Genomic DNA, 23,165 nt, shown 5'->3' on the forward strand with positions numbered 1-23,165 from the left:
TGGTAGGACGAGCGCTTCAAACTGCACATTGTCTTCGCGGACTTAGCGAGCGCCAGCTCTTGCGATCCGCTTGATTTCGCCGCGATCGATGCCAAGGTCATGGAGTGAGCGATTGCTCATGCGGCCCAGTTCGGAGACCGTTGGCAACAATGAACGGCTCATCGGCACCCCCGCCGAACTGAGCCTTAACCCCGGAAAATTCCAGCTCCCGCTGGCCCAAAATCGGGTAGCACTTCAAAAAAACCGCTGGAGCGAACTTAAAACTGGATAAAACCTGGGGGCAAGGTCAATTCCTGATGTCATTAGGACGAAAGCGAACAGCCCCCAGCCGGATCGAAAAGATGCATGCGGTTCATGTTGAAGGAAAGCGGCATACGCGAACCTGGACGCGGCTCACTTTCCGGATCGACATTGGCGCAAAGGCTCACCGGCCCGATATCGAAGTAGTTCATCGTCTCCGGTCCAAGCGGCTCAACGAGATCGATATTCGCCTCGACCGTTTCGAAGCCGGGTTTTGGTGTCAGACTCGATATCGATTCAGGCCGGATACCGAACACGACCGGGTTGCCTGCATGTGGCCGGTACTGCCGATAGATTGAGCTTCCATCCTGATGATGCCCAGGGTGCGCGCATTGCCGTGCAACATCTCCAGACCCTGGGCAGGTCACGCATCCTGCACATCACCGGCGTGCAGAACTACCTCGCCGCCCGGATCCGTGCGGATGCCTATAGGGAACTTGTGGGCTCATCCGGCCAAGTGATGTTCGGCGAGTGGTCCGAAGAATGGGGACACTCAGCAATTGATGCTGTCTATTCGCAATCAGGCCCAAAACCTGATGCAATCTTCTGTGGAAGCGACGAAATTGCGCGCGGCGTCATCGATGCGCTTCGCGACCGGGGTGTGTCGATCCCTGACGACGTCGCCGTCGTTGGGTTCGATAACTGGGAGGTCATCTCGAAGCAAACACGACCACCGCTCACGACGATCGACATGGAACTCAAGGAAATCGGGCATCGTGCGGGCCTCGCGATCCTCGGGCTTTCGCGCCGCGAAAAGCTGGAGCCGGGCATCGTTCGGCTTCTTTGCAGCATCGCGGCACGAGGCTCCGCGTGACACATGAAAACGCCCGGTTGCCAAGCTTGCGGGCTAAATTAGATCCTGCGCGCTAAAGACCACCCGCGAACGCGCTTCGAGCCCCGAGGCCTGTCACGGATTGTTCGCCATCGACCTTGGCTAATGCGGAAGCGGGCCTTTCGCCTAATTTTTCTTCGTGCCCAATTTTCACGCTTGACAGCGGGATTGCGGGTGTCATTGTAAAGCGGTTTAGTAAATCGCTTTACAAGCTTAGTTATCCTGTCAGGGAGACATGATGTCCAGCAAGCGTGCTACAAGCCTGAAGGATGTCGCCGATGCCGCTGGCGTATCGGTAGCGACGGTATCACGGCTTCTGAACGGTTCGCTTCAACTTCCCCCTGAAACCAAAGAGCGCATCGACAAGGCAATCCGGGAACTTCGCTACGAGCCGAACCCGCATGCGCGCCGTCTGAGCCGCGGCCGTTCGGAGACGATCGGTCTTGTGGTGCCGGATATTGCCAATCCGTTCTTCGCAACGCTTGTTGCTGCTGTAGAGCACGAGGCGGATAAGCGCGGCCTCGCCCTGTCGCTGCATGCGACGCTCAACCGCCCTGGCCGTGAGATCTCATATGTGACAGGGCTTGCGCGCAACCATGTTGATGGCCTCATCTTCGTTACCAACCATCCAGACGACGGCGAACTGGCGGCAGTGATCAACCAGGCCGGCAAGGTCGTCATCGTCGACGAAGACGTGCCGAATGCGATAGTGCCGAAACTCTTCGCCGATAACGAGGAGGGTGGCTATCTCGCGGGTCGGCATCTAGCAGACCATGGGCATAGGCACATCGTCTACATCGGCGGCCCACAGGAAATGATCAGCACGCGCCGCCGCTTCCTCGGCCTGGAACGCGCGCTTATGGAGCGTGGAGAGCCGTTCCAGGTGACACGCTACGAGGGCAGCTTCACGGTGGAATTCGGCCGGCAGGCGGCGCGCCGTTTTATCGATGAGGGCAAGCAGGCGACGGGCATCTTTGCCAGTTCGGACGAAATAGCGATCGGCTTGATCGAAGTGCTGCTTGCCGAGGGCGTCTCGGTTCCCGGCGAGGTTTCGGTGATCGGCTTCGACGACGTCGGACCGCTGCATCTTTTTGCGCCGCCGCTGACCGCCATACGCCAGCCCGTCCGGGCGCTTGGCGAACGCGCCTTGGCGCTCGTTCTGGAAACAAACTGGCAGGAGCCCGAGACCTTGCGCTCCGAGGAACTGCTGCCGGTCGAAATCGTCGTGCGGAACTCCGTTGCACCGCCGTCGAAACAATAAAAAAGCAACGAAGATGAACCTAACCAGAGGAACAAGACATGACTATTCTGACACGCAGGACGTTCACGACTGCACTCGCGACCACGGTCTTTGCCGGCATCTCGTTCGGGAGTGCCTTCGCCGCTGAAAAGACCTTCGCGCTTGTGCAGATCAACCAGCAGGCGCTGTTCTTCAACCAGATGAACGAAGGCGCGCAAAAGGCGGCCGACGCGGCCGGCGCCAAGCTGGTGATCTTCAACGCCAATAACGACCCGGCCGCGCAAAACAGCGCCATCGAAACCTATATCCAGCAGAAGGTAGACGGCCTCGCGGTCGTTGCAATCGACGTTAATGGCATCATGCCAGCCGTGCAGCAGGCCGCCGCCGCGGGCATTCCCGTTGTCGCCATCGATGCGATTCTCCCGGAAGGCCCGCAGAAGGCGCAGATCGGCGTCGACAATGCCAAGGCTGGTGCAGACATGGGCAAGTTCTTCCTCGATTATGTGAAAAGTAACATGGGCGGCAAGGTGAAGTATGGCGTTGTCGGCGCACTGAACTCCTTCATCCAGAATGTCCGCCAGGAAGGCTTCGAAAAGACCGTCAAAAGTGTCGAAGGCGTCACCACCGCTGGCGTCGTCGATGGCCAGAACATCCAGGACAACGCGCTGGCCGCCGCTGAAAACCTTATCACCGGCAACCCCGACATGAACGCAGTTTACGCCACCGGCGAGCCAGCGCTGATGGGCGCCATCGCCGCTGTCGAAAGCCAGGGCAAGCAGTCTGATGTCAAGATCTTCGGCTGGGATCTGACCGCCCAGGCAATCGCCGGCATCGACGCGGGCTACGTCACAGCCGTGATCCAGCAGGATCCGTCCGCCATGGGTGCGGCGGCCGTCGATGCCCTCAAGAAGATCTCGGACGGCGGCAGCGTCGAGAAGACGATCTCGGTGCCGATCACTATCGTCACCAAGGAGAATGTCGAACCCTACCGGGCCGTTTTCAAATGATCTCTGACAGACAGCACCCAACCGCTGTCGCAGGATCCGGGGGCGGAGAAATTCTCCCCCGGCAGTCCGGCGAAGGCGGCAATCGCCAGCCCCGCATTTCCTTGAAGGGCATCCGCAAGAACTTCGGCTCGCATCAGGCGCTGCGCGGCGTCGATCTCGACATTTATCCCGGCGAATGCCTGGGATTGGTCGGCGACAACGCAGCCGGCAAGTCGACGCTGACCAAGGTCATCTCCGGTACCTATATCCCCGATGACGGCACGATCGCCGTCGACGGACAGGAGGTTCGCTTCAGCGGACCGGCCGACGCCCGCGATAGGAATATCGAAATGGTGTTTCAGGACCTCAGCCTGTGCGACCATGTCGATGTGGTCGGCAATCTGTTTCTGGGCCGCGAACTGACCAAGGGACCGTTCCTCGACCGCGCGCGCATGCTGACCGAGGCCCGCGCCATGCTGGATGCGCTCGAGATCCGCATCCCACGACTTGGTGCTAAGGTGGAGAAACTGTCGGGCGGTCAGCGGCAGGCGATCGCTATCGCGCGCGCCGCGTCCTTCAATCCGAAGGTGCTGATCATGGACGAGCCGACATCGGCTCTTGCCGTGGCGGAGGTCGAGGCCGTGCTCAACCTGATCAACCGCGTCAAGGCCAAAGGGGTGTCGGTCATCCTTATCACCCACCGTCTGCAGGATCTCTTCCGCGTTTGCGACCGTATCGCCGTCATGTACGAAGGCACCAAGGTCGCCGAACGCGATATCGCCAAGACCGACTTGCAGGATCTTGTGCAGCTCATCGTCGGAGGGCAGAAGCATTGAGCGCCTATACCGAACGCGCGGCCGGATCGCCGGTCGCGGACTTCCTTTCCGAACACGCGCAGGTGCTGTCGATCACCGTGTTCTTCCTCGCTTGCCTCGTCTTCTTCTCCGCCACCACGGACACGTTCCTGACGCTGGGCAATATCCTCAACGTCGTGCGCCAGGCCGCTCCCATCCTGGTCGTCGCGGTCGCGATGACGCTTGTCATCATCACTGGCGGCATCGATCTTTCCGTCGGTTCGCAGGTGGCGCTGGTTAATGCGGTGGCGGCAATCATCATGGCCATGGGCTATCCATGGCCGACTGTAGTGATCGGCATGATTGCCTTTGGCGCGCTGATGGGCATCGCCCAGGGCTGGTTCATTGCCTATCAAGGCATCCCGGCCTTCATCGTCACGCTCGCGGGCCTCTCCATTCTGCGAGGTTTCGCGCTGTGGCTGACGCAGGGATATTCGATCCCGATCAAGGATGCGCCCGGCTTCTTCTGGCTCGGCCGGGGCGAGTTCCTCGGGCTTCCGGTTCCGGCGCTGATAGCCGTGCTTGTGGCCGTGATCGGCTACGTTGTGATCGCCTACACGAAATACGGCCGGCAAGTCGTCGCGGTCGGCTCCAATCTCGAGGCCGCACGCCGCGTCGGCATGCCGGCGAAATGGATCGTTGCCTCGGTCTACATGGTGTCAGGGATTGCCTGCGCATTGGCCGGACTTCTGATCGCCGCCCGTCTCGGCTCCGGCTCGTCCAACGCAGCCGTCGGTTTCGAACTGCAGGTCATCGCGGCCGTGGTGCTCGGCGGCACATCGCTGATGGGCGGACGCGGCAGCATTCTCGGCACGGTGCTCGGGACACTCACCATCGCCGTCATCGGCAACGGGCTGATCCTGATGCACATCTCGCCCTTCTTCACGCAGATCGTGACGGGCGCCATCATCCTCGTGGCAATCTGGCTCAACACCAAGATCTTTACCACTAACTTCCGCTTCGGCGGAAAGAAGAAGTGAGGTCGGCATGAGCGAACTTTCAGAAGCCCATGTGCGCTCGGGCAAGGTGATGACCGTAGCGGGGGCAATCCCTGCTTCTGCTCTCGGCATCACGCTGATGCACGAGCATATCCTCAACGACTGCCGCTGCTGGTGGCATGCACCGAAGACGCCGGAGCGCCAGTACCTCTCCGACAGCTTCGTCTGCATGGAGATCCTGAGCGAGCTGCGCCAGGATCCTTTCGTCAACAAGCACAACATCACGCTGGATGATGAGCCGCTGGCCATCACCGAGCTCAAGGATTTCGCCGCACATGGGGGACACACCGTTGTCGAGCCGACCTGCCAGGGCATCGGTCGAGATCCCCGGGCACTGAAGCGGATATCGCAGGCTTCCGGGCTCAATATTATCATGGGCGCCGGCTACTATCTTGGCTCGTCGCATCCGGCAAAGGTCGCCGGCATGACGATCGACCAGATCGCCGACGAGATCGTTCAGGAAGCAACCGCCGGCGTAGATGGCACCGACATCAAGGTCGGATTGATCGGCGAGATCGGGGTGTCCTCGGATTTCACTGATCAGGAAGAGAAGTCACTGAGGGCGGCGGCGCGGGCGCAGGCGCGCACCGGTCTTCCGCTGATGGTGCATCTGCCCGGCTGGTTCCGGCTCGGCCACAAGGTGCTTGATATCGCGGCGGTGGAGGGAGCGGAGCTTCGCCACACCGTGCTCTGCCACATGAACCCGTCGCATGACGATCTTGCCTATCAGGGCGAGCTCGCGTCGCGCGGCGCCTTCCTGGAATACGACATGATCGGCATGGATTTCTTCTACGCCGACCAGCAGGTGCAGTGCCCGAGCGACGAGGAGGCGGCGCGCGCCATCGTCAAGCTGGTGGAGCAGGGGCATATCGATCGCATCCTCCTTTCCCACGACGTCTTCCTGAAGATGATGCTGACGCGCTACGGAGGCAATGGCTATGCCTACATTCTCAAGCACTTCTTGCCGCGGCTGAAGCGCCACGGGCTGACCGATCAACAGCTCGATATTCTCATGTGCGACAATCCGAGATCGGTATTCGAGGCCAAGGCCTGACCGCAGAACGTTTATAGAAATGGAAAGACCATGACAAAAAAAGTCCTCCTCGTCGGCGAGAGCTGGGTCAGCTCCGCCACCCATTACAAAGGCTTCGACCAGTTCGGAAGCGTCACCTTCCATCTCGGCGCCGAGCCGCTGGTAAAGGCGCTCGAAGGCAGTGAGTACGAGCTGACCTACATGCCGGCCCATGAGGCAGTTGAAAAATTCCCCTTCGATATGGCGGGGCTCGACGTCTATGACGTGATCATCCTGTCGGATATCGGCGCGAACTCGCTGCTGCTGCCGCCCGCTGTCTGGCTGCATTCGAAGACGGTGCCGAACCGGCTGAAGCTCATCAAGGCCTGGGTGGAAAAGGGCGGCGGCCTGTTGATGGTCGGCGGCTATTTCTCCTTCCAAGGCATCGACGGCAAGGCGCGTTGGCGCCGCACGCCGGTCGAGGATGTGCTCCCCGTCACCTGCCTGCCATATGACGACCGCGTCGAGATTCCAGAAGGCACGGGAGCCGTCATCGCCAAGGCGGACCACCCCACGGTAGCAGGCATGAGCGGTGAATGGCCGCTGCTGCTCGGCATCAACGAGGTGGAAGTGCGCGACCGCGCCGACGTCGAAGTCGTCGCCCGCCTGCCGGATGATCAGGGCGGCCATCCGCTGCTCGTCACCGGAACGTTCAAAAAGGGGCGCAGCGCGGCGTGGACATCCGATATCGGCCCGCACTGGCTGTCGCCCGCCTTCTGCGAATGGGAAGGCTATGGCCGCCTGTGGAAGAATATCCTCGGCTGGCTGAGCGACAAGCGCTGAGGCGTCGATGGCCCTTGGCGCGCTTCAGCGCGCCAGGATCGCCTGCAGCTCGTCGGTGGTCGGGAAGGCCGAGCGGGTACCGCGGCGGCTGACTGTCAAGGCGGAGGCGGAGGCGGCGTGGCCGATGGCGCGGGGGTCGAGCTCGACGCCGCGCAACGCGGCGGAAGCCAGCGCCACCGCCATGAAGGTGTCACCGGCGCCTGTTGTGTCGATCGCCTTGGTGGACACGGCCGGAATGGTGGCGATAGCGGCCCCACGGCTTGCCAAAAGGGCGCCGTCGCCGCCGAGCGTCAGAACGACGTGGCGCACGCCCGATTGCAGCAGCTTTTCGGTCGCGGCCGTGTCGGATGAACCGGTGAGGCTCTCCGCCTCGCCTCGGTTCAGGAATGCGATGTCGACCAGCGGCCAGAAGTCGCCGAAATAGGGCCTGAGGGGCGAGGGGTTGAAGGCGGTAACGAGGTCGCGGCGGCGGGCTTCCTGGAGCAGGCCAAGCGTGGTTGCCTCGCTGAGATTGCCCTGCAGGACCATGAGGTCGCCTGATACGGCGGTGTCGAGCGCAGCGATGGCCTCTCCCGGCGTCAGCGATCCGGCTGAATCGGTGGTGGTGACGATGGCGTTTTCGCCATCAGGCGTGGTGAAGATGATGGAGAAGTCGCTGGAACGGCCGGCAAGCGCAATCAGCTTGGCCTCGACCGGTTCTGGCGCCAGTTGATCACGAATGGTCTGGGCGCGGAAATCCTCGCCCACGGCCGCAACGAGGGTGGTGGGGAGGCCTGTGCGGGCCATGACCACGGCCTGGTTCGCACCCTTGCCGCCAAGGTCGCGTGTTTCTTCGCGGCCAAGGATCGAAGCCCCGGCTTCCGGCATGGTCGAAACGGATATGGTTTCGTCGACGGCGACGTTACCGATGACATGAGCACGAACATTGGCAGGCATGGCTGGCCTTCGAAAGGAAATGAAAATGCAGACGATTTCGGATAACAATTCAAGCGCCATAAGGGAAATATTCGGCACTGACAAGGCGCTGATCGGGATGATCCATTGCTCGCCCTTTCCCGGCGCCCCGCGCTACCGCGGCGCGACTGTCGATGCGATCTACGATGTCGCGATGCGCGATGCCGAGGCACTGATCGAGGGCGGCCTGCATGGCCTGATCATCGAAAACCACGGCGATATTCCCTTCTCGAAGCCCGAGGATATCGGCCCCGAGACATCCGCCTTCATGTCCGTCGTCACCGACCGGATCAGACGGGCGACCGGCATCCCGATGGGCATCAACGTGCTTGCAAACGCCCCAATCCCGGCCTTCGCCATCGCCATGGCCGGCGGCGCCAGGTTTATCCGTGTAAACCAGTGGGCCAACGCCTATGTCGCCAACGAGGGCTTTATGGAAGGTCGCGCGGCCGAAGCGATGCGCTACCGCTCGGCTCTGCGCGCCGAGCACATCAAGGTCTTCGCCGACAGCCATGTGAAGCATGGCGCGCACGCGATCACCGCCGACCGGACGATCGAAGAACTGACCCGCGATCTCGCCTTCTTCGACGCCGATGTGGTGATTGCCACCGGCCAGCGCACCGGCAATTCGGCGACCGTGGAGGAGATCGAGACGATCGGCGCCGCGACCCATCTGCCGCTGCTCGTCGGCTCTGGCGTTACGAAGGAAAATATCGTCGAGATCCTGAAGCGGACGAACGGCGTCATCGTCGCGTCCTCGCTCAAGGAAGGCGGCGTCTGGTGGAATCCTGTGGAGCTCTCCCGCGTCAAGGCCTTCGTCGAAGCCGCGCGTCCGGGTCTGGAAGGCTGATATGAGCGAGACACTGTCCGAGCAGATCCTGCGTGAAAATGCCGCCGTCTTCGATGCGATGGTAACCCATCGTTTCGTCAAGGACATCAAGGCAGGCAGGCTCTCGAAGGAAGTCTTCGAACGCTACCTCGTTTTCGAGGGCGCCTTCGTCGATACCGCCATCTCGATCTTTGCCTTTGCAGCCGCCAAGGCCGAGACGATCGCCCAGAAGCGCTGGCTGATCGGCGTTCTCGATGCGCTGGCCAACCAGCAGATCGCCTATTTCGAAAAGACCTTCGCCGAGCGCGGTATTGATCCCGCGGCCTACAACACGGCGATCCCCGAAGTGGCGGCGTTCCGCGACGACATGCTGGCGATCTCTCGGGATGGTGGCTACCTCGACACGGTCGCCGCCATGTTTGCCGCCGAGTGGATGTACTGGACCTGGTCGAAGGAGGCCACCCGTTACGAGATGAGCGATCCGCTGCTCAAGGAGTGGGTGGACCTGCACGCGCATGAGGACTTCGCCGCCCAGGCGTTGTGGCTGAAGGCAGAGCTCGATGACGCCGGCGAGGGCATGAGCCTGGAGGAACGTTCCCGGCTCAGCGGCATCTTCGGCCGCGCGCAGGCGCTCGAGATCGCCTTCCACGACGCTCCTTATCTCTGAGGTGAAACCATGCTCGATATAGACGACGATCGTCTCAACGCCCGGCTCGAAACCTTCGCCGCCATCGGCGGCACGGCGAAGGGCGGCGTCAATCGCCAGGCGCTGACAGAAGGCGACCGCCGGGCGCGGCGGCTTCTGGCCGAGCTTGCCTGGGCGAGGGGGTTCCTCGTCTTTCAGGACTCGATGGCCAACCTCTTCATCCGACGCAAGGGCCGGGACGATACGCTCGCGCCGGTGATCATCGGCAGTCATCTCGACAGCCAGCCGGCCGGCGGCCGGTTCGACGGCGCGCTTGGCACCCTCTCTGCTTTCGAGGTGCTGGAGAGCCTGGAGGACGCGGGGATCGAGACGGCGCGTCCCGTCGTTGTGGTCTCCTGGACCAACGAGGAGGGGTGCCGCTTTGCGCCGGGATGCATGGGATCCATGGCCTTTTCGGCGGGTGAGATTCCGGCCGTCTGGCAGGGCAAGGTCGCCACCGATGGCACCGGCTTTGCCGAGGAACTGGCACTGACGATCGCGAGCCTGCCCGAGGCCGAGATGCTGCCGCTCGGCTTTCCGATTCACGCCTATATCGAAGTCCATATCGAGCAGGGGCCCTCTCTCGAGGCGAACGACATTCCGATCGGCGTGGTAAAGGGTATCCAGGGCACGCGTTGGCTGGATGTGTCGGTTACGGGGCAGACGGCCCATGCCGGCACGACGGGACTGTCGTATCGCCGCGATCCATTGCGGGCGCTGACCGCGGCGCTGTCTGGCCTCTACGAGGCGGTGATGCCAGCCGATCCGGACGCGCGGTTTACGGTTGGGCGGATTTCAGCCGAGCCTGGCTCGGTCAATGCGATCCCGGACAAGGTCCACTGCACGGTCGATATGCGTCATCCAGAGCCATCGCGGCTGGATGATATCGAACGGCTCGTGACATCGCGCATAGCGGAGGAAGCGAAGCGGCAGGGATGCACGACCGAGATCGCCCGATCGTTCGATATGGCGCCCTGCGTCTTTTCCGACGCATTGCAGCGGGCAATCGAGCAGGCAGCAGCTGCGCGCGGGGTCAAAAGCGCGGTAATGCTATCAGGGGCCTTTCACGATGCGCTGTTCGTTAATCGCGTTGCGCCGGCAGCGATGATCTTCGTTCCGTGCCGCGATGGGCTCAGTCACAACGAGGCCGAGTATGTCGAGCCTGCGCATGCCGTCATCGGCTGTGATGTGCTGGCACAGGCGACGCTTGCAATTGCCTGCGAGGGCGAAAATCGGCGCTCATGAGTCTGGATTGAAATATTCTCAATTCGGCCAATTTGAAGGGATTACTTCCAAGGATTGATCGACAATCCGAGTTTGCCGAATAAAGTTAGACAAACTTTGGAATGCCGTTTCTTTGTAGCTCGCGAAACGAGCCCAGACGCTTGAAGCGCTTCAATGGCAGGCGCGCGATGGGCGACGCCCGGAGCGAGGTGAAGCAACGTCATATGAAAATTGCACGAGACCGATCCTGCATATGACAAGGGTGTCTCCGACGCTCTCGCAAAACTTGGATCGCTCTAGCGAACGAAATTCGGGGCAGCCTCGGCTGTCTCGTCCTGCCTGTCGTAATGCAGTGAGCCGTCACGGCGGAGCTGTGATGCGTAACGAAATCCAAACTGACATGATCGGCTGCCGCGTGGCCTGATCTTCGCTCCTCTTGGCCAGATCTGGGCGCTGGTAGGAGGCAAGGCCGAGGGGATGTCACCAGCGGCGTAATCCTGTCGCATATATCTGTCGCGAAACCGTGACTCTTGCAAGCGAGCTTTGCGAGAGAATTTCCCTGATTTTCCAGGGCCGACAATCTTGTCGAGAAACTCAGGATTTCTGCGACATGTCAGAAAATTGCCCGATTACTTTGCCGTCCACAAATGCCTGGTATTCCCCGCTCTCCCTTTGGAGATCCGCATGAGTTCCCGTCCAATAGAGGTGATTTGGTCCGAGGAACAAAACTTCGCTTTCAGCGTCCACTATGGAGAGATCATGAGTGACAAAAACCGTGGTGCATGTCTGCTGCAATTCCGCGATTGCATCTAAAACACCCTTCCGATTTATTTCATCCAGTGCTGCCGTAGGCTCATCAAGAATAAGTAGCAGGGGTTTGGCAAGAAGTGCACGCGCGAGCGATACCCGCTGCTTTTCTCCGCCCGACAAACGGCTGCCGCGCTCGCCGACGGTTGGCTCTCCCAATTCTTGGTGACGTTGCACCACGTCATGCAGGCCAAGCCTTAGAATGACCTTTTCTATTTCCTCCTGAGGCGCCTCTACGCCAAATGCAATATTTTCAGATATCGACCAATCGAATAGAAGGCAGTCCTGCTGCACGACGCTGATACTCGACCTAAAACCACCCGCATTTCCTTCAGTGACCAACGCGCCATCGATGAGGTATTTGCCACGATCAGCCATGGACAGGCACGAGATCACCTTCAACAAAGATGATTTTCCAACGCCCGATGGGCCGACTATGAACAGCTTCCCCCTAGCCGGCACCATAAGGGAAAGGTCGGCCAATAAGTCCCGTTCATTCATCGAGATCGCTATATCAGACAGTTCCAGGGTCATCGGCAATCGATCACAGCCAACAGGCTGCGTCAGCATTTCAGGTACAGGCGTCGAGAGAAGCTCCATAAGCAATCTGGCTTCTCCCAAGGAGGAGTTCACCTCCCGATAAACCCTTGCAAAGGTTTCGACTGGCTGCAGCAGCCGGATAATGTAAGTGTTCAGCAGTACTAAATTGCCGATGGTCATCGTCCCATCGGCAACATCCGAGGCCCCACGCCAGAGTACACCCGTCACGACAGCGCCGAACACAAGCGCCTGGAGAACGCCAAAAAAAGCTCTCTGTTGGAATGTCAAAGCCCACGCTTGATCGTTGACTTTGAGCTTGCGGTTTAAACGCTCAGCGAATTCATTGACCCTGTTGGCCTGCTGAACAAGTTCTGCATTAGCGACGCCATCAAGACCGAAATTCCAAGCGTCGATCCCGGTCTCCATCGCACTTTCAGTGGATCTTCTGATTTTGGCTGCCGATACGTTGGCGATGATCGCGTACAGGAGCAGCGCGGAAAATAGTAGCAACGCGATCCATACGTCGATCATGAAGGCTATAACCGACGCCGCAATGATCAGCTCAATAAATGTAGGTATCAGGAAGAAGGTCAGATTTGACGTGATTTCGCGGACCGCATCGAGGCCACGCTCTACGGTTCTGCCAATCTCGTAAGTCGTATATTCCTTCAGCTTACGATACGGCAGGGAAAGAGCATGTTCGAATACATGCCTCGTTAGGTGTCTTTGAAGACGCAGGTTCATTGGTCCGAATGTAAGCCATTGGGCCTGCTCTAGAGCCCCGACAACTGTCAGGCCAATTCCGAAAGCGATTATATAGCGAGTACCTACATTGACACTCGCACCTCCCTCGGCCAGCGCATCAATACCTAGGGAGAAGAATACTGGAAACAACGCTGAACCAATTGCGGTGAGCGTTATAGTGCATAATACCAACAGAAACAGAGCGCGCTGTTTGCTGTTATTCAGAAGCATATTGCTTATTACCAAAAATGCGTTTTGCGAGTTACCCATGAATATCACTCCGTTGCAAAGTATTACTAGGCAATAACTAAGAATATTATTCTTGGAAATTGCCAATAAATACATACTAGCACTGTTTTTATGCTTGACTAAGACGAATTTAGGAATAATTTTTCTTTTGCGGCATTTTTCGCTGCAACCTCAACCCGCAAATAGGAGGTATGTGATGACTACACAGATTCTCAATCCGCCGCAGTTTGGAACCGAAATCGAGTTCGTCGATGGGGGCGATGCTACGGTTCAAACCGCTGCAACGTGCGCCCGGTGCGACAGCAGCAGCCGCTGCGGCGCTTCCGGCAAGTCTTCCGGCTCGGCAAGCTCGGTTTCGGTCTAGAGAACGACGGCGGCCCCACATCGGGGCCGCCACTTTCACAAGGAGGGTTGCAAGATGCTTTCGGTTTCCCCGTTCGTAATCAGTTCAGCGCCGACAGATGGCGCATGGCAGCTTTTCACGCCGGTAGGCGCAGCGCGCGTTACCGACGCAAATCTTGTGGCTGCTCTTGGCGAAATTAAAGGACTTCAATCTCGCGTTCACGAACGGGAAATTGAGAAGATTTTAGAGAGTCAGACGCTCCCAGTCACGGCCGCTCAGCAGTTCCTAGAGCGCCTGAGAGTGCTCCGAAAAGTCGAAGATATGAAAAAAGTAGTGGTTTTTTCTCCGTCCCAAAAACTCGCCGATGACGTTGCGCAGTTGATACTCGATCGTGACGCTGTGTCATGCCGCTCTTCTGCAAACATTGCAGATATCGCGGGCGCCGATCTTATCCTGGCTATTCAAGATCGTTACGAGCCTGAGCTCGCCAGGAAAATATACGCCGCGTGCAAATCGAGAAGAGAATCGATCTTGCTTCATTCATATTTCGTTTTCCGACATTTCATCGTCGATGGATTCTATTCGCCGGCGATCGACCTACCCGATCATTTCAGCGGCGTCCATAATCTCGCTGGTCTTGATCGATCTTCAAAATTCAAGCCTTCTAGTTGGGCAGACTATTTCTTTTCTGATCCCTATGCGATCGAAACGCTAGCGGTACCAACATTTCCCGCCTCGCAAATCGAGTCCGCAACCGCACTCCACCTTGCTTATATGCGGCTTCGCCCACTCATCGCAGATGGTGTTTCTCCGCTCTTCCCCGACGACCTCAGCACCGTGATCGAATTGAATCTCGACACTGGCCGCATTGAACGACACAGGGGAGTCCATTCAAATTTCAGCTCATCACCACGTGATATTTAGGGAGAGACCGTCGATGCGACACGCAATAATATCGTCGGTCAACCAAATCGCACACGCAAGCCAGTTTGTTGACCCAGAAGTTGAAAGCGAAATCCGCACTTTTCACCAGCATTGTATCTCCGTTGCCGGCTCCCCACTAGAAAGCGCTCTGAGCCAGCCATATCTAACGGTCGAAGACTTAAAGCGGGCGGAAGCCTTCGAAACAAGGTTTTCCCATATCACTGGAACGATCTCACTCGGGAAAAATATCCCTGAATCGATCTGGCGACTACCGTCTCTTGAAAAGGGTGGAACAAGGTCTGTCGACTTCCAGACTATTTGCCAAATCTTCTCACAAGCTCTTGGCGCTGACCAGGCCCGACGGCGCCCTTATCCCTCGGGCGGCGCCCTCTACAGTGTTGAAACAGTCGTTATCCTGGGGAACATCTCAGGACGAGACGCAGACTTTGATGTTTTGCATTACCTGCCGGTAAGCAACGCTTTCGAGGTGCTTCAAGGGGAATATGATAGCGCCTCATATAACGATATCTATAAGATCGATCGCGCTGCGTTCTACGTAGTGTATCTGATCAGCCTCAAAAAGGCGATATTCAAGTATCGATCGCGCGGTTATCGGCTCGCACTGATGGAAGTCGGATCGATGTACCAACAGATGCTTCAAATTGCCCAACAGCAAGGAATTCGGTCCCGCGTTCTATCTGGCTTTTCTGAGTACGCTCTGGCGAAGAGATGCGGGCTGGATAGCCGCATTCTGTTGCCGGGAATCATTCAGGCTTTTGCCTATCCGGAGGACGACTAGTGCAACATTCATATCGCAATTTCGCCTCCAGCACACCGAGATATCGGCTAACACCAGCCTATCCGGCTTGCATCTATGAACCTACCGTCTTCTCAGCAGATGACACCAACGATCTCAACGGTCACGGGTTTGGTTTTGGCCCAGGCGCGGCGGTCAAAGCCATGGGAGAATATTTTGAACGCTATACGGCGTTCCGAGCTGTAACCTCTACACAATCAGGTGCCATTGCAGACATGCGACTTAACGTCGATGAACAGGCCGCATTGGCGTTTGCGCTCCAGCAAACCTGCCACGATGATGTTCGCGACGACGTGCACGGCACGAACTTCCGTCTTGTGGACGTTAGCCGCTTGGGCTCCGATAGCAAAGCTCTCTACCCGGCAATTCTTCTGTCATTGCACAGTTTTGACGCACAGCGCGACGCTCTATTCGCACCGATACGTGATACGTCCGGTTCGGCAATACATCGCAATGAACTCGACGCGTTTCGGGGCGCGCTGTTGGAGTTCGTTGAAAGGCAGTGCACAACGGCTATGTGGGTTTCCCGACGCTGCAACGCTATCGAGGGGAACAGTCTGCGGGGCAGCCTCACAGATTGGAAGGCCCAGAAAATTCACGATCAAATGTCTTCCAATGGCAACCTGAGATTAATCGACATTTCCTTCCTGGCGGGGGTCAGCGTCAAGTGTTGCGAGTACCGCTCGAACGATGCAGATGCATTAGTCAATTTCTCCTGCGGCTGCTCTGCTGATCTCAATCCCGAAATGGCAACAACGAAGGCCTTTACAGAAGCTTGGCAAACATCTCTACTGCTTCCCCAAATGGAATTCTTCAACAGTCGAGACTACGGCAGCACGTTTCTCAAAGAAAATTTCCAAGCCGCGAACAAAGCAGGATTTGAGCTTGGCGTCGAAGTCGCTCCACTGGAGATAGGAACGAGCATACCAGACAGGAACATCGAGAGGCTCGCAGAAAATATTCTATCTGTCTCCAGCAACATCTATGTATACTCTCGCGCTATCAACCTGCCTGGAACCCAGCTGCACTTTTGCCGAATCGTATCTCCGGATTTCTTTATCCATATGAACCCGGGCGATCATAATAATAATGATAACAAGTGGATAAGCCTATTTTGTACAGATGAAATGAAGCGTTTGGAGCCAATGCCCTTTTCATGAGGTTAAAGCGAGATTTCCCGCTTTAACCTCTTTGGAGCCTACTCTTCCTGCTTGTTTGACCGTCTTGATACGTTGACGCCCAAACCGATGCCCTTGGCAATTGATGAGCGCCGAGCGGCATAAGAGGGGGCAACCATCGGGTATTCGGGCGGAAGACCCCACTTAATTCGATATTCGTCAGGGTTTAGATTGTACTGAGTTTTCAAATGCCGTTTCAGCGAGCGGAACTTCCGGCCGTCTTCCAAGCAAATTAAGTGATCCTTTTCTATCGATTGTTCGATAGGCACAGCTGGGCGCTGATGCGAGGCGAACGAAGGCCTTGTTTCCGGTACAGCTTCAGGAACCTTATGCCCCTGTCCTAACGCGGCTTGAACGCTTGCGATAAGTGAAGGCAAGTCCTGCACGGGAACATCGTGTCTGCTTACGTAGGCGGTAACGATGTTTGCCGTTAGTTCCGTTATGTTATCAGATGAAGAATCTTTAGATTTAGAATACATGGAACAACCTACCTCTTTTCGAGGATAGATCACATGCGTGGTGCTCAGATGGCCGAGGTATACCTCGCCTCATCTGAGCCAGCAGTTATCTACGCCAGCGAAATTTACCTGCTGACTCCAAAGCAAATGTCCCACTAGAGAGATATTTGCGTAGAGAACAAAACGACAGTCAGAAAGTCGCTTTTGCAGATTTAGATAAGGTTGGATCTCAAGATGGTATCCTCGCTCATTTTGCCTGTTTCCTCACAGGTATCAAAAAATTATAATCGGTCAAGTTAGATAAAGTTATCGGACGCAACAAATACGTGTGGGTTTGATAGGTTCCAGCTGTGCAATCCCGTCCGAGATGGAGCTCGAGTCGGGTTTCGAGGCGGTGAAGGCGACATTCGATGCGTCGCTGCTCGACACCTTTGCCGCGGTGCTCGGCATCATTCCGAATTTCGAGGCGGCGGCTGAGCGTTGTCTAGGCCCGTAGCAGCCAAGTACCCCGGAAGTTCATGATCAGCCCAGACCGCGGCTCAGTTTTATGTCGCCAGCCGCCGGGCTGGGAAGTCAGACATTCCACCCCTCCGTGCTTCACCGCATTTGAGCTTGAAACAGCGTCAGTGTCTTATCCGGGTCAGGATCCGGAGTTAGATGCCCGTATCGTGCACAAAAATGTCATTGCGACCCCACCGGCAATCGAGGAACCACTCCGTGCAGCGAACGTTTATGATTGCCAACAATGGAGGCTTTCATGGACACGGAGCACGTGAGACGCCGGGCGTTCGAGAAGCGGGAGCCGGAGGGTCGTCCGGAAGGCCAGGATCGACGTTGGTATGAGGCTGAGCGCGAACTGGCCGAAGACGACGACTTGCCCCAGACGTCTTCGCCTTCGCATCACAGCGCGACAACGATACCTGGAGACGAAAAGGCGAGTTCAGATGCCATTTCGTCAGAAGGCGGGCCTGGTTCGTTCAAGCCGGGTGAACTGGCCTCCGAGAATAAGTAACTAAGGAACAGCCTGTGCTGCAGAAGCCGGAACCTGATTTTCGAACGATGTCCGAAGCTGTACAGGCCTGGCATCGCCATTATGGCATTATCCCCAATGAGCAGTCGACAAGCGTACTCTGCCTGGCCGCGATAGAACTATACAACGAGGGTTACCGGTCCTTGGACGAGATTGCCGCAATGCTGATATCCACTTATGTTGGCCAAGAGGCCACCAGGGTAAACGCGCCGACGTCGGCCGCCGTTCATTGAGGCTGGTCGGTTCCATTCAGCGACGCCCGCCGGGATCCCGTCGTAGTCGATGATATAACAACCAAAAACCGCGCCGCCCTAACATCAGCGCAGCAGCCTTCGCTCCAGAAACGCCTGCATGTCACGGCGTCCGTCCACGACGCAGTAGACAACGACATCAGTGGCCTGCGATAGATCATGCGTCACGGCTTATGGTGCAGTTCCCGATATTCGGAGATTCCGATACCCGCCAACTCCTTCGGTACATTTCCGCCGGCGGGGAGTGCTTCAAGCTCGGCGCAGGTGCTTTCAATTTCCGTCAGGATGCGCTCTGCCGCCTCGGTCCCATAGCGGCTAGCGATGATGTGATAGAGCTCCTCGATGTCGCGTTCCGCTTCCTCAGCAAAACGACACGATATGGCATCAGGATTGGCTGTCGGCTAGACGCTTGCGGATGCGCGAAAAGGCGTCCGCAACGGGGCGCACTTTGCCTTCCTCCACTTGCCGGTTGGTGAGCGCCAGTACCTTCAGGAGCGCCACCGTCTCTTGTGTTTCTTCGTATTGGCCGACGTCCTGAAGAATGGCTTTCGCCTCTCCATGAAGCGTAATGACGACCGGCTGCGGATTGTCCTTTAGCGTCCGGATAATCTCGGGCGCATGCGCCTTGAGATAACTGATTGGCTTGACCCGCTCTGAAAGCTTCATGCACTTACTCCCTATTGACCAGAATATAGATCATTAAGTGGTCAATGGAAAAGCAGCCTTTCAAATGCCAGCTGACACATCCGCAGGGCGACGCCTGGAACTATTTCACCCACGACCCGGCGCGCTCGCGGGCCTATCGCTGGGGCGAAGATGGCCTTGGCGGCATCTCGGACGACGGCCAGCGGCTCTGCTTTGCGCTCGCGCTCTGGAACGAGCGCGATCCTGAAAGAGCGTTTGTTCGGGCCCACGAAGAGCGAGTCAAATCACGGCGAGGACGTCAAGGAATACTACTTCTACCTCAACTCGACTCCTACACATTCCTACACGAAGTACCTCTACAAGTACCCCCAGTAGATCGGCCGCTTGAAGGGGTCTGAGGAGACGACGTCGATGATCTCAGAAACCTGGGCGACGTCGAGCAGGGCTGCCACGCGCGGCATGACGTTCTTGTCGGTCGAGGTGGCGGCGGCGATGATCGTGTCGTAGGCACCGGAAAGCTGGACGATCAGGGCGGCAAGGCTCGGCCAGATTGTTGGCAAGGCTTGCGTATCGTTCCTCCGCCTTCCGGCTGAGTTCGTATCATGCTGCCTGGGAAGAATGCATCGGTCGCCGTTTGGGGAAAAGGTACGCGCTACCTCCCCTTTTTATCCTTTGGACCAAGTGGCGAAACGAGAAAGCGCAGAATGCCCCTGCGGTTCGATTCCCTCAATAGTAAAAAATGCTGAGGGAGTGCATCGCTTCAATACTAGTTGGGCATTTGCGCGGATAGAAAAACCGGCGCACCAACCTTCTGTGCTGCGGCCGCTAGGCGCTTGTCTCGCGTCCACAAGCTGGTTCTTCGGTCAAGGAGTGTTGAAGTCAGCAGGTGCGCATCAGTGTAGCCAATCCCCATACAGAATATTGAGTGGCGCTCAATGACAGTCATTACCTCTGCATGAGTTGCGATCACGGCTTCCCGTTGAGCCGAGAGAAACGCGATAACGGCATCTCGTTCTCGCAGACTGCCTAGAGCCAATTCGCCAACGACAAAAGGGTGGCAGAGCAGACGGTCATCCTCGATGATTTTTTTCAGGTCGGCGTCTCCATACCGAAAATGGTCGATCCAGATTGAGGTATCTACAAGGATCACTTGGCCACTTCGCTCCGGCGGCGAGGGGCAGCCTCGGCGTTCGGCATAGAGCCGCCAAGAGCGATCAACCGCTTGCCAGATTCAACGCGCACAAGCGTCTCCAGCGCCAAACGGACAAGAGCCGCCGTTTCCTTCGTGCCTGTCAGGGATTTGGCTCGTTCCAGGAGGTTGTCGTCAAGATTTATGGTGGATCGCATTTCAATCTCCCGCGCCTTATTGCACGCATAGCACCATTTGGTGCTAAAATCGATGCCTAATAGCGACGTGGTGTTCTGATCCATGGGGGCGCGAGTTCGATTCCGCTCAAGGCCGGTCCTCTGGGGCTTTGAAATTCTCCGCTTTGCGTTGCCGGCGAAAGCTCTCCGCTAAATTTGAACATGACCCCCAGCATTTCCGCTACAATCAACACATGCCGCGAGCCAGAACTCCGCGCATGCGTATCCACGGAAAATGAGGGGGCCGAACTATGTCGAATGGTCCATCGGGCGCAAGGGCGCAAGCCGAGCCGGCGCAGCCGTCGCGGTCCGTCCTTGTCACGGAACAACGTCGCCTCGAGGAGGACAGAGAGGCGGGGGGGGCCTGGAAGAAATGGGGCCCCTACCTGAGCGAGAGGCAGTGGGGCACGGTACGCGAGGACTACAGCGAGTCGGGCGACGCCTGGAACTATTTCACCCACGACCAGGCGCGCTCGCGGGCCTATCGCTGGGGCGAAGATGGCCTTGGCGGCATCTCGGACGACGGCCAGCGGCTCTGCTTTGCGCTCGCGCTCTGGAACGAGCACGATCCGATCCTGAAAGAGCGTTTGTTCGGGCTCACGAACAGCGAGTCAAATCACGGCGAGGACGTCAAGGAATACTACTTCTACCTCGACTCGACGCCTACACATTCCTACATGAAGTATCTCTACAAGTACCCCCAGCGGGAGTTCCCCTATCGGGACCTCGTCGAGACCAGCCGGCACCGGTCGAGGGAGGAGTTCGAGTACGAACTGCTCGATACCTCTGTCTTTGACGACGACCGCTACTTCGACGTGTTCCTCGAGTATGCCAAGGAAGACCCTGAGGACATGCTGATCCAGGTGACGGTGCATAACCGGGGGCCCGAGGCCGCGCGGCTCCACGTGCTGCCGACGCTCTGGTTCCGCAACACGTGGTCGTGGGGGAAAAATGGGGCCAAGCCGCTCCTGCGGGAAGCCTGTGGGACCATCCACGCCTCGCACCCCGAGGTCGGCGACTACACGCTCGCGTGCGACGGACGTCCGGAATTTCTCTTCACCGAGAACGAGAGCAATGTTTCCCTCCTCTGGGGGCAGCCGAACCCGACGCCGTTCGTCAAGGACGCGTTCCACCGATACGTCGTTACTGGTGACACCGGGGCCATCAACCCGGAAAAGACCGGCACGAAGGCCGCGGCGCGTTACATTCTCGACGTGCCGGCGGGCGGTGCCTCGATCGTCCGGTTGCGATTGTCAGCAAGGCTGCCGGCGAGGCCGTTCGCGAAGAGCTTCGATGCGACGGTGGCCGCCCGCAAAAAGGATGCCGACGAGTTCTACCAGCGGATTACCCCCGGGTCGCTGAACGAGGACGAGCGGCGGGTCCACCGCCAGGCGCTTGCGGGGATGCTCTGGTCGAAGCAGTACTACTTCTACGACGTGGACACCTGGCTCAAGGAGCACGAGGCGCATCCTCTCGTCGGAACCTCCAGGCGGCGGATGCGCAACGCCGAATGGTTCCACATGTTCAATGGCGATATCATCTCCATGCCCGACAAGTGGGAATACCCGTGGTATGCCGCATGGGACCTCGCGTTCCACACGCTCGCGCTCGCGGTCGTCGATTTGGACTTCGCAAAAGCGCAACTCCTCCTCATGCTGCGAAGCCTGTATGTGCATCCGAATGGGCAGATCCCGGCCTACGAGTGGAACTTCAGCGACGTCAATCCGCCCGTGCATGCGTGGGCGACGCTTTTTCTCTACAGGACGGAGCAAGCCCTCGGGCGGGAGGATATCGACTTCCTGGAACGCTCGTTCCAGGGTCTCATGCTCAACTTCAACTGGTGGGTAAACCGCAAGGACCCCGACGGCCGGAACGTTTTCGCCGGCGGGTTCCTCGGCCTCGACAACATCGGTGTCTTCGACCGCAGCGCGCCGCTCCCGACCGGCGGGTCGCTCGAACAGGCCGACGGCACCGCTTGGATGGCGTTCTACTGCCAGAGCATGATCGAGATCGCTCTCATACTCGCCGACCACGATCCCGTCTACGAGGAGGCAGCGTTCAAGTTCATTGAGCACTTCATGTGGATCGCCTACGCAATGGACCGCATCGGTGAGCACAATGACGAGATGTGGGATGAGACGGATGGATTTTTCTACGACGTGCTGCGGCTGCCGGACGGATCCGCGACCCGCCTCAAGGTCCGGTCGATGGTAGGGCTGATCCCGCTTTGCGCCTCCACAATCTTCGGCCCAGACGACTTCGAACGATTTCCAAAGCTTCGCGAACTCGTCAACCTTTTCAGGGAGCGCCATCCCGACGTCGTGGCGCAGGTTGCTCCAACCGAGCACGGCTTCGTCGGCTACGCCGGGCGCCGCCTGCTCTCGCCGCTGTCCAGGAAACGCCTCGAGAGGGTGCTCGGCTATATGCTCGACGAGAGGGAGTTCCTGAGCCCGTACGGTGTCCGCTCTCTCTCCCGCTACCACCAGGACCACCCGTTCGTTCTTCATGTCGGGGGTGACGCCCACCGCGTCTCCTACCTGCCGGCCGAGTCGGACACGGGGATGTTCGGCGGGAACTCGAACTGGCGGGGCCCCGTCTGGATGCCGGTCAACGCGCTAATCGTGCGTGGGCTCCTCAATCTCTACGGTTTCTATGGCGACGACTTCACGGTCGAGTGTCCGACCGGCTCCGGTCGCCGCATGACGCTCTTCGAGGTGGCTCAGGAGATAAAGCAGCGGCTCACGAGCATTTTCCTGAGAGACGCGAACGGCCGTCGCCCGGTCTATGGAGGGACCGCGAAGTTTCAGGAGGACCCGCACTGGCGCGACCTCATCCTCTTCTACGAATATTTCAACGGGGACAACGGGGCGGGCCTCGGGGCGAGTCACCAGACCGGTTGGACGGGCGTGATCGCGCGCCTGCTCGACCTCTTCGGCCGTACCAGCGCCGCCGACATTCTGGAGGAGAAGGAGAAACGGCGGTTCGTGGACCGCCTCGTCCGGGAACGGGCGTATGGAGCTGCCTCGCGAGGCAGCGGATAGAGGAGCAGCCATTGCG

25 protein-coding genes and 4 pseudogenes are annotated in these 23,165 nt (G+C 58.3%); 19 read left to right on the forward strand and 10 right to left on the reverse strand.

The genetic code is table 11. From position 1 onward, the window contains the following. Positions 1–42: 42 nt before the first annotated feature. The gene (locus IB244_RS24770) at positions 43–162 is read right to left on the reverse strand and encodes a DUF1127 domain-containing protein (protein ID WP_169681705.1); all 120 of its coding nucleotides are present in this window, start codon (positions 160–162) and stop codon (positions 43–45) included. A 140-nt stretch (positions 163–302) separates the two neighbouring features. Further along, on the reverse strand, positions 303–557 hold the full coding sequence (locus IB244_RS24775; protein ID WP_312867265.1) for a TOBE domain-containing protein: 255 nt from the start codon (positions 555–557) through the stop codon (positions 303–305). Between the two features lie 23 nt (positions 558–580). Between IB244_RS24775 and IB244_RS24780 the strand changes: the two are divergent. The 7 genes and pseudogenes from IB244_RS24780 to IB244_RS24810 form a co-directional block, all read left to right on the forward strand. Further along, positions 581–1,114 (forward strand): annotated as a pseudogene (locus IB244_RS24780) (substrate-binding domain-containing protein); the annotation flags it as partial. Positions 1,115–1,370: 256 nt separating this feature from the next. Then, positions 1,371–2,393, forward strand: a complete 1,023-nt coding sequence (locus IB244_RS24785; RefSeq protein WP_169681703.1) for a LacI family DNA-binding transcriptional regulator — start codon at positions 1,371–1,373, stop codon at positions 2,391–2,393. A 38-nt stretch (positions 2,394–2,431) separates the two neighbouring features. Continuing rightward, positions 2,432–3,379: a substrate-binding domain-containing protein gene (locus IB244_RS24790; RefSeq protein WP_025661799.1), complete on the forward strand. Its 948-nt coding sequence runs from the start codon at positions 2,432–2,434 to the stop codon at positions 3,377–3,379. Continuing rightward, entirely contained in the window at positions 3,376–4,194 is an 819-nt protein-coding gene (locus IB244_RS24795; RefSeq protein WP_029792518.1) for an ATP-binding cassette domain-containing protein, read from the forward strand. Before IB244_RS24790 ends, IB244_RS24795 begins: the two co-directional genes overlap by 4 nt. Further along, positions 4,191–5,192, forward strand: coding sequence for an ABC transporter permease (locus IB244_RS24800; RefSeq protein ID WP_169681702.1), 1,002 nt, complete (start codon positions 4,191–4,193; stop codon positions 5,190–5,192). Before IB244_RS24795 ends, IB244_RS24800 begins: the two co-directional genes overlap by 4 nt. A 7-nt stretch (positions 5,193–5,199) precedes the next feature. Further along, entirely contained in the window at positions 5,200–6,264 is a 1,065-nt protein-coding gene (locus IB244_RS24805; protein ID WP_169681701.1) for a phosphotriesterase, read from the forward strand. Positions 6,265–6,294: 30 nt separating this feature from the next. After that, positions 6,295–7,065, forward strand: coding sequence for a glutamine amidotransferase (locus IB244_RS24810; RefSeq protein ID WP_169681700.1), 771 nt, complete (start codon positions 6,295–6,297; stop codon positions 7,063–7,065). Between the two features lie 24 nt (positions 7,066–7,089). On the opposite strand, the gene IB244_RS24815 is transcribed toward IB244_RS24810, so the two are convergent. Further along, positions 7,090–8,001, reverse strand: coding sequence for a ribokinase (locus tag IB244_RS24815; RefSeq protein ID WP_169681699.1), 912 nt, complete (start codon positions 7,999–8,001; stop codon positions 7,090–7,092). A 25-nt stretch (positions 8,002–8,026) separates the two neighbouring features. Between IB244_RS24815 and IB244_RS24820 the strand changes: the two genes are divergently transcribed. From IB244_RS24820 to IB244_RS24830, 3 genes are read left to right on the forward strand one after another with little or no spacing between them, the layout of a single operon-like run. Continuing rightward, positions 8,027–8,869, forward strand: coding sequence for a BtpA/SgcQ family protein (locus IB244_RS24820; protein ID WP_025661805.1), 843 nt, complete (start codon positions 8,027–8,029; stop codon positions 8,867–8,869). Position 8,870: 1 nt separating this feature from the next. Further along, entirely contained in the window at positions 8,871–9,515 is a 645-nt protein-coding gene (locus IB244_RS24825) for a TenA family protein (protein WP_192305985.1), read from the forward strand. Positions 9,516–9,524: 9 nt separating this feature from the next. After that, positions 9,525–10,778: a Zn-dependent hydrolase gene (locus IB244_RS24830; RefSeq protein ID WP_192305987.1), complete on the forward strand. Its 1,254-nt coding sequence runs from the start codon at positions 9,525–9,527 to the stop codon at positions 10,776–10,778. A gap of 573 nt (positions 10,779–11,351) precedes the next feature. On the opposite strand, the gene IB244_RS24835 is transcribed toward IB244_RS24830, so the two are convergent. After that, positions 11,352–13,118, reverse strand: coding sequence for an ATP-binding cassette domain-containing protein (locus IB244_RS24835; protein ID WP_192305989.1), 1,767 nt, complete (start codon positions 13,116–13,118; stop codon positions 11,352–11,354). Positions 13,119–13,293: 175 nt separating this feature from the next. Here IB244_RS24835 and IB244_RS24840 point away from each other — a divergent pair, with 175 nt between their 5' ends. The 4 genes from IB244_RS24840 to IB244_RS24855 are packed head-to-tail and all read left to right on the forward strand — an operon-like array spanning position 13,294 to position 16,341. Beyond that, entirely contained in the window at positions 13,294–13,461 is a 168-nt protein-coding gene (locus IB244_RS24840; protein ID WP_192305991.1) for a phazolicin family TOMM bacteriocin, read from the forward strand. Between the two features lie 54 nt (positions 13,462–13,515). Then, complete coding sequence (locus IB244_RS24845; RefSeq protein ID WP_192305993.1) at positions 13,516–14,364, forward strand: McbB family protein; 849 nt, start codon at positions 13,516–13,518, stop codon at positions 14,362–14,364. 13 nt (positions 14,365–14,377) lie between these two features. Further along, on the forward strand, positions 14,378–15,163 hold the full coding sequence (locus tag IB244_RS24850) for a nitroreductase family protein (RefSeq protein WP_192305995.1): 786 nt from the start codon (positions 14,378–14,380) through the stop codon (positions 15,161–15,163). Then, on the forward strand, positions 15,163–16,341 hold the full coding sequence (locus tag IB244_RS24855) for a YcaO-like family protein (protein ID WP_192305997.1): 1,179 nt from the start codon (positions 15,163–15,165) through the stop codon (positions 16,339–16,341). Before IB244_RS24850 ends, IB244_RS24855 begins: the two co-directional genes overlap by 1 nt. A 38-nt stretch (positions 16,342–16,379) precedes the next feature. Here IB244_RS24855 and IB244_RS24860 read toward each other — a convergent pair whose 3' ends face one another. After that, positions 16,380–16,838: a MucR family transcriptional regulator gene (locus tag IB244_RS24860; RefSeq protein ID WP_192305999.1), complete on the reverse strand. Its 459-nt coding sequence runs from the start codon at positions 16,836–16,838 to the stop codon at positions 16,380–16,382. Positions 16,839–17,184: 346 nt separating this feature from the next. On the opposite strand from IB244_RS24860, the gene IB244_RS32810 reads away from it, so the two are divergent. The 3 genes from IB244_RS32810 to IB244_RS32535 all read left to right on the forward strand — a co-directional run bounded on the left by IB244_RS32810 (position 17,185) and on the right by IB244_RS32535 (position 18,080). Further along, positions 17,185–17,313, forward strand: coding sequence for a hypothetical protein (locus IB244_RS32810; protein WP_281419662.1), 129 nt, complete (start codon positions 17,185–17,187; stop codon positions 17,311–17,313). A 261-nt stretch (positions 17,314–17,574) separates the two neighbouring features. Then, positions 17,575–17,829, forward strand: a complete 255-nt coding sequence (locus IB244_RS24865; RefSeq protein WP_169681690.1) for a DUF2934 domain-containing protein — start codon at positions 17,575–17,577, stop codon at positions 17,827–17,829. A 47-nt stretch (positions 17,830–17,876) separates the two neighbouring features. Then, positions 17,877–18,080 carry a hypothetical protein gene (locus tag IB244_RS32535; RefSeq protein WP_113164165.1) on the forward strand — a complete coding sequence of 68 codons (204 nt, stop codon included), beginning with the start codon at positions 17,877–17,879 and terminating at the stop codon, positions 18,078–18,080. 84 nt (positions 18,081–18,164) lie between these two features. Here the strand turns inward: IB244_RS32535 and IB244_RS24870 are convergent. Together IB244_RS24870 and IB244_RS24875 are read right to left on the reverse strand one after the other, a co-directional pair. Beyond that, positions 18,165–18,483, reverse strand: a pseudogene (locus IB244_RS24870) (type II toxin-antitoxin system RelE/ParE family toxin). Next, positions 18,483–18,764, reverse strand: coding sequence for a type II toxin-antitoxin system Phd/YefM family antitoxin (locus IB244_RS24875; protein ID WP_192306001.1), 282 nt, complete (start codon positions 18,762–18,764; stop codon positions 18,483–18,485). Before IB244_RS24875 ends, IB244_RS24870 begins: the two are co-directional and overlap by 1 nt. A gap of 44 nt (positions 18,765–18,808) precedes the next feature. On the opposite strand from IB244_RS24875, the pseudogene IB244_RS32540 reads away from it, so the two are divergent. After that, positions 18,809–19,115: pseudogene (locus IB244_RS32540) on the forward strand (hypothetical protein); the annotation flags it as partial. Here the strand turns inward: IB244_RS32540 and IB244_RS24880 are convergent. From IB244_RS24880 to IB244_RS24890, 3 genes and pseudogenes are all read right to left on the reverse strand, one after another. Further along, positions 19,109–19,310 (reverse strand): annotated as a pseudogene (locus IB244_RS24880) (electron transfer flavoprotein subunit alpha/FixB family protein); the annotation flags it as partial. The pseudogenes IB244_RS32540 and IB244_RS24880 overlap by 7 nt on opposite strands. A gap of 199 nt (positions 19,311–19,509) precedes the next feature. Beyond that, complete coding sequence (locus IB244_RS24885; RefSeq protein ID WP_169681688.1) at positions 19,510–19,893, reverse strand: type II toxin-antitoxin system VapC family toxin; 384 nt, start codon at positions 19,891–19,893, stop codon at positions 19,510–19,512. Further along, on the reverse strand, positions 19,890–20,090 hold the full coding sequence (locus IB244_RS24890) for a type II toxin-antitoxin system VapB family antitoxin (protein ID WP_169681686.1): 201 nt from the start codon (positions 20,088–20,090) through the stop codon (positions 19,890–19,892). The genes IB244_RS24885 and IB244_RS24890 overlap by 4 nt, the downstream gene beginning before the upstream one ends. A 269-nt stretch (positions 20,091–20,359) precedes the next feature. On the opposite strand from IB244_RS24890, the gene IB244_RS24895 reads away from it, so the two are divergent. Further along, on the forward strand, positions 20,360–23,149 hold the full coding sequence (locus IB244_RS24895; protein WP_192306003.1) for an MGH1-like glycoside hydrolase domain-containing protein: 2,790 nt from the start codon (positions 20,360–20,362) through the stop codon (positions 23,147–23,149). Positions 23,150–23,165 lie beyond the last annotated feature (16 nt).

Source organism: Rhizobium sp. RHZ02 (assembly GCF_014851575.1).
GTDB lineage: Bacteria > Pseudomonadota > Alphaproteobacteria > Rhizobiales > Rhizobiaceae > Rhizobium > Rhizobium altiplani.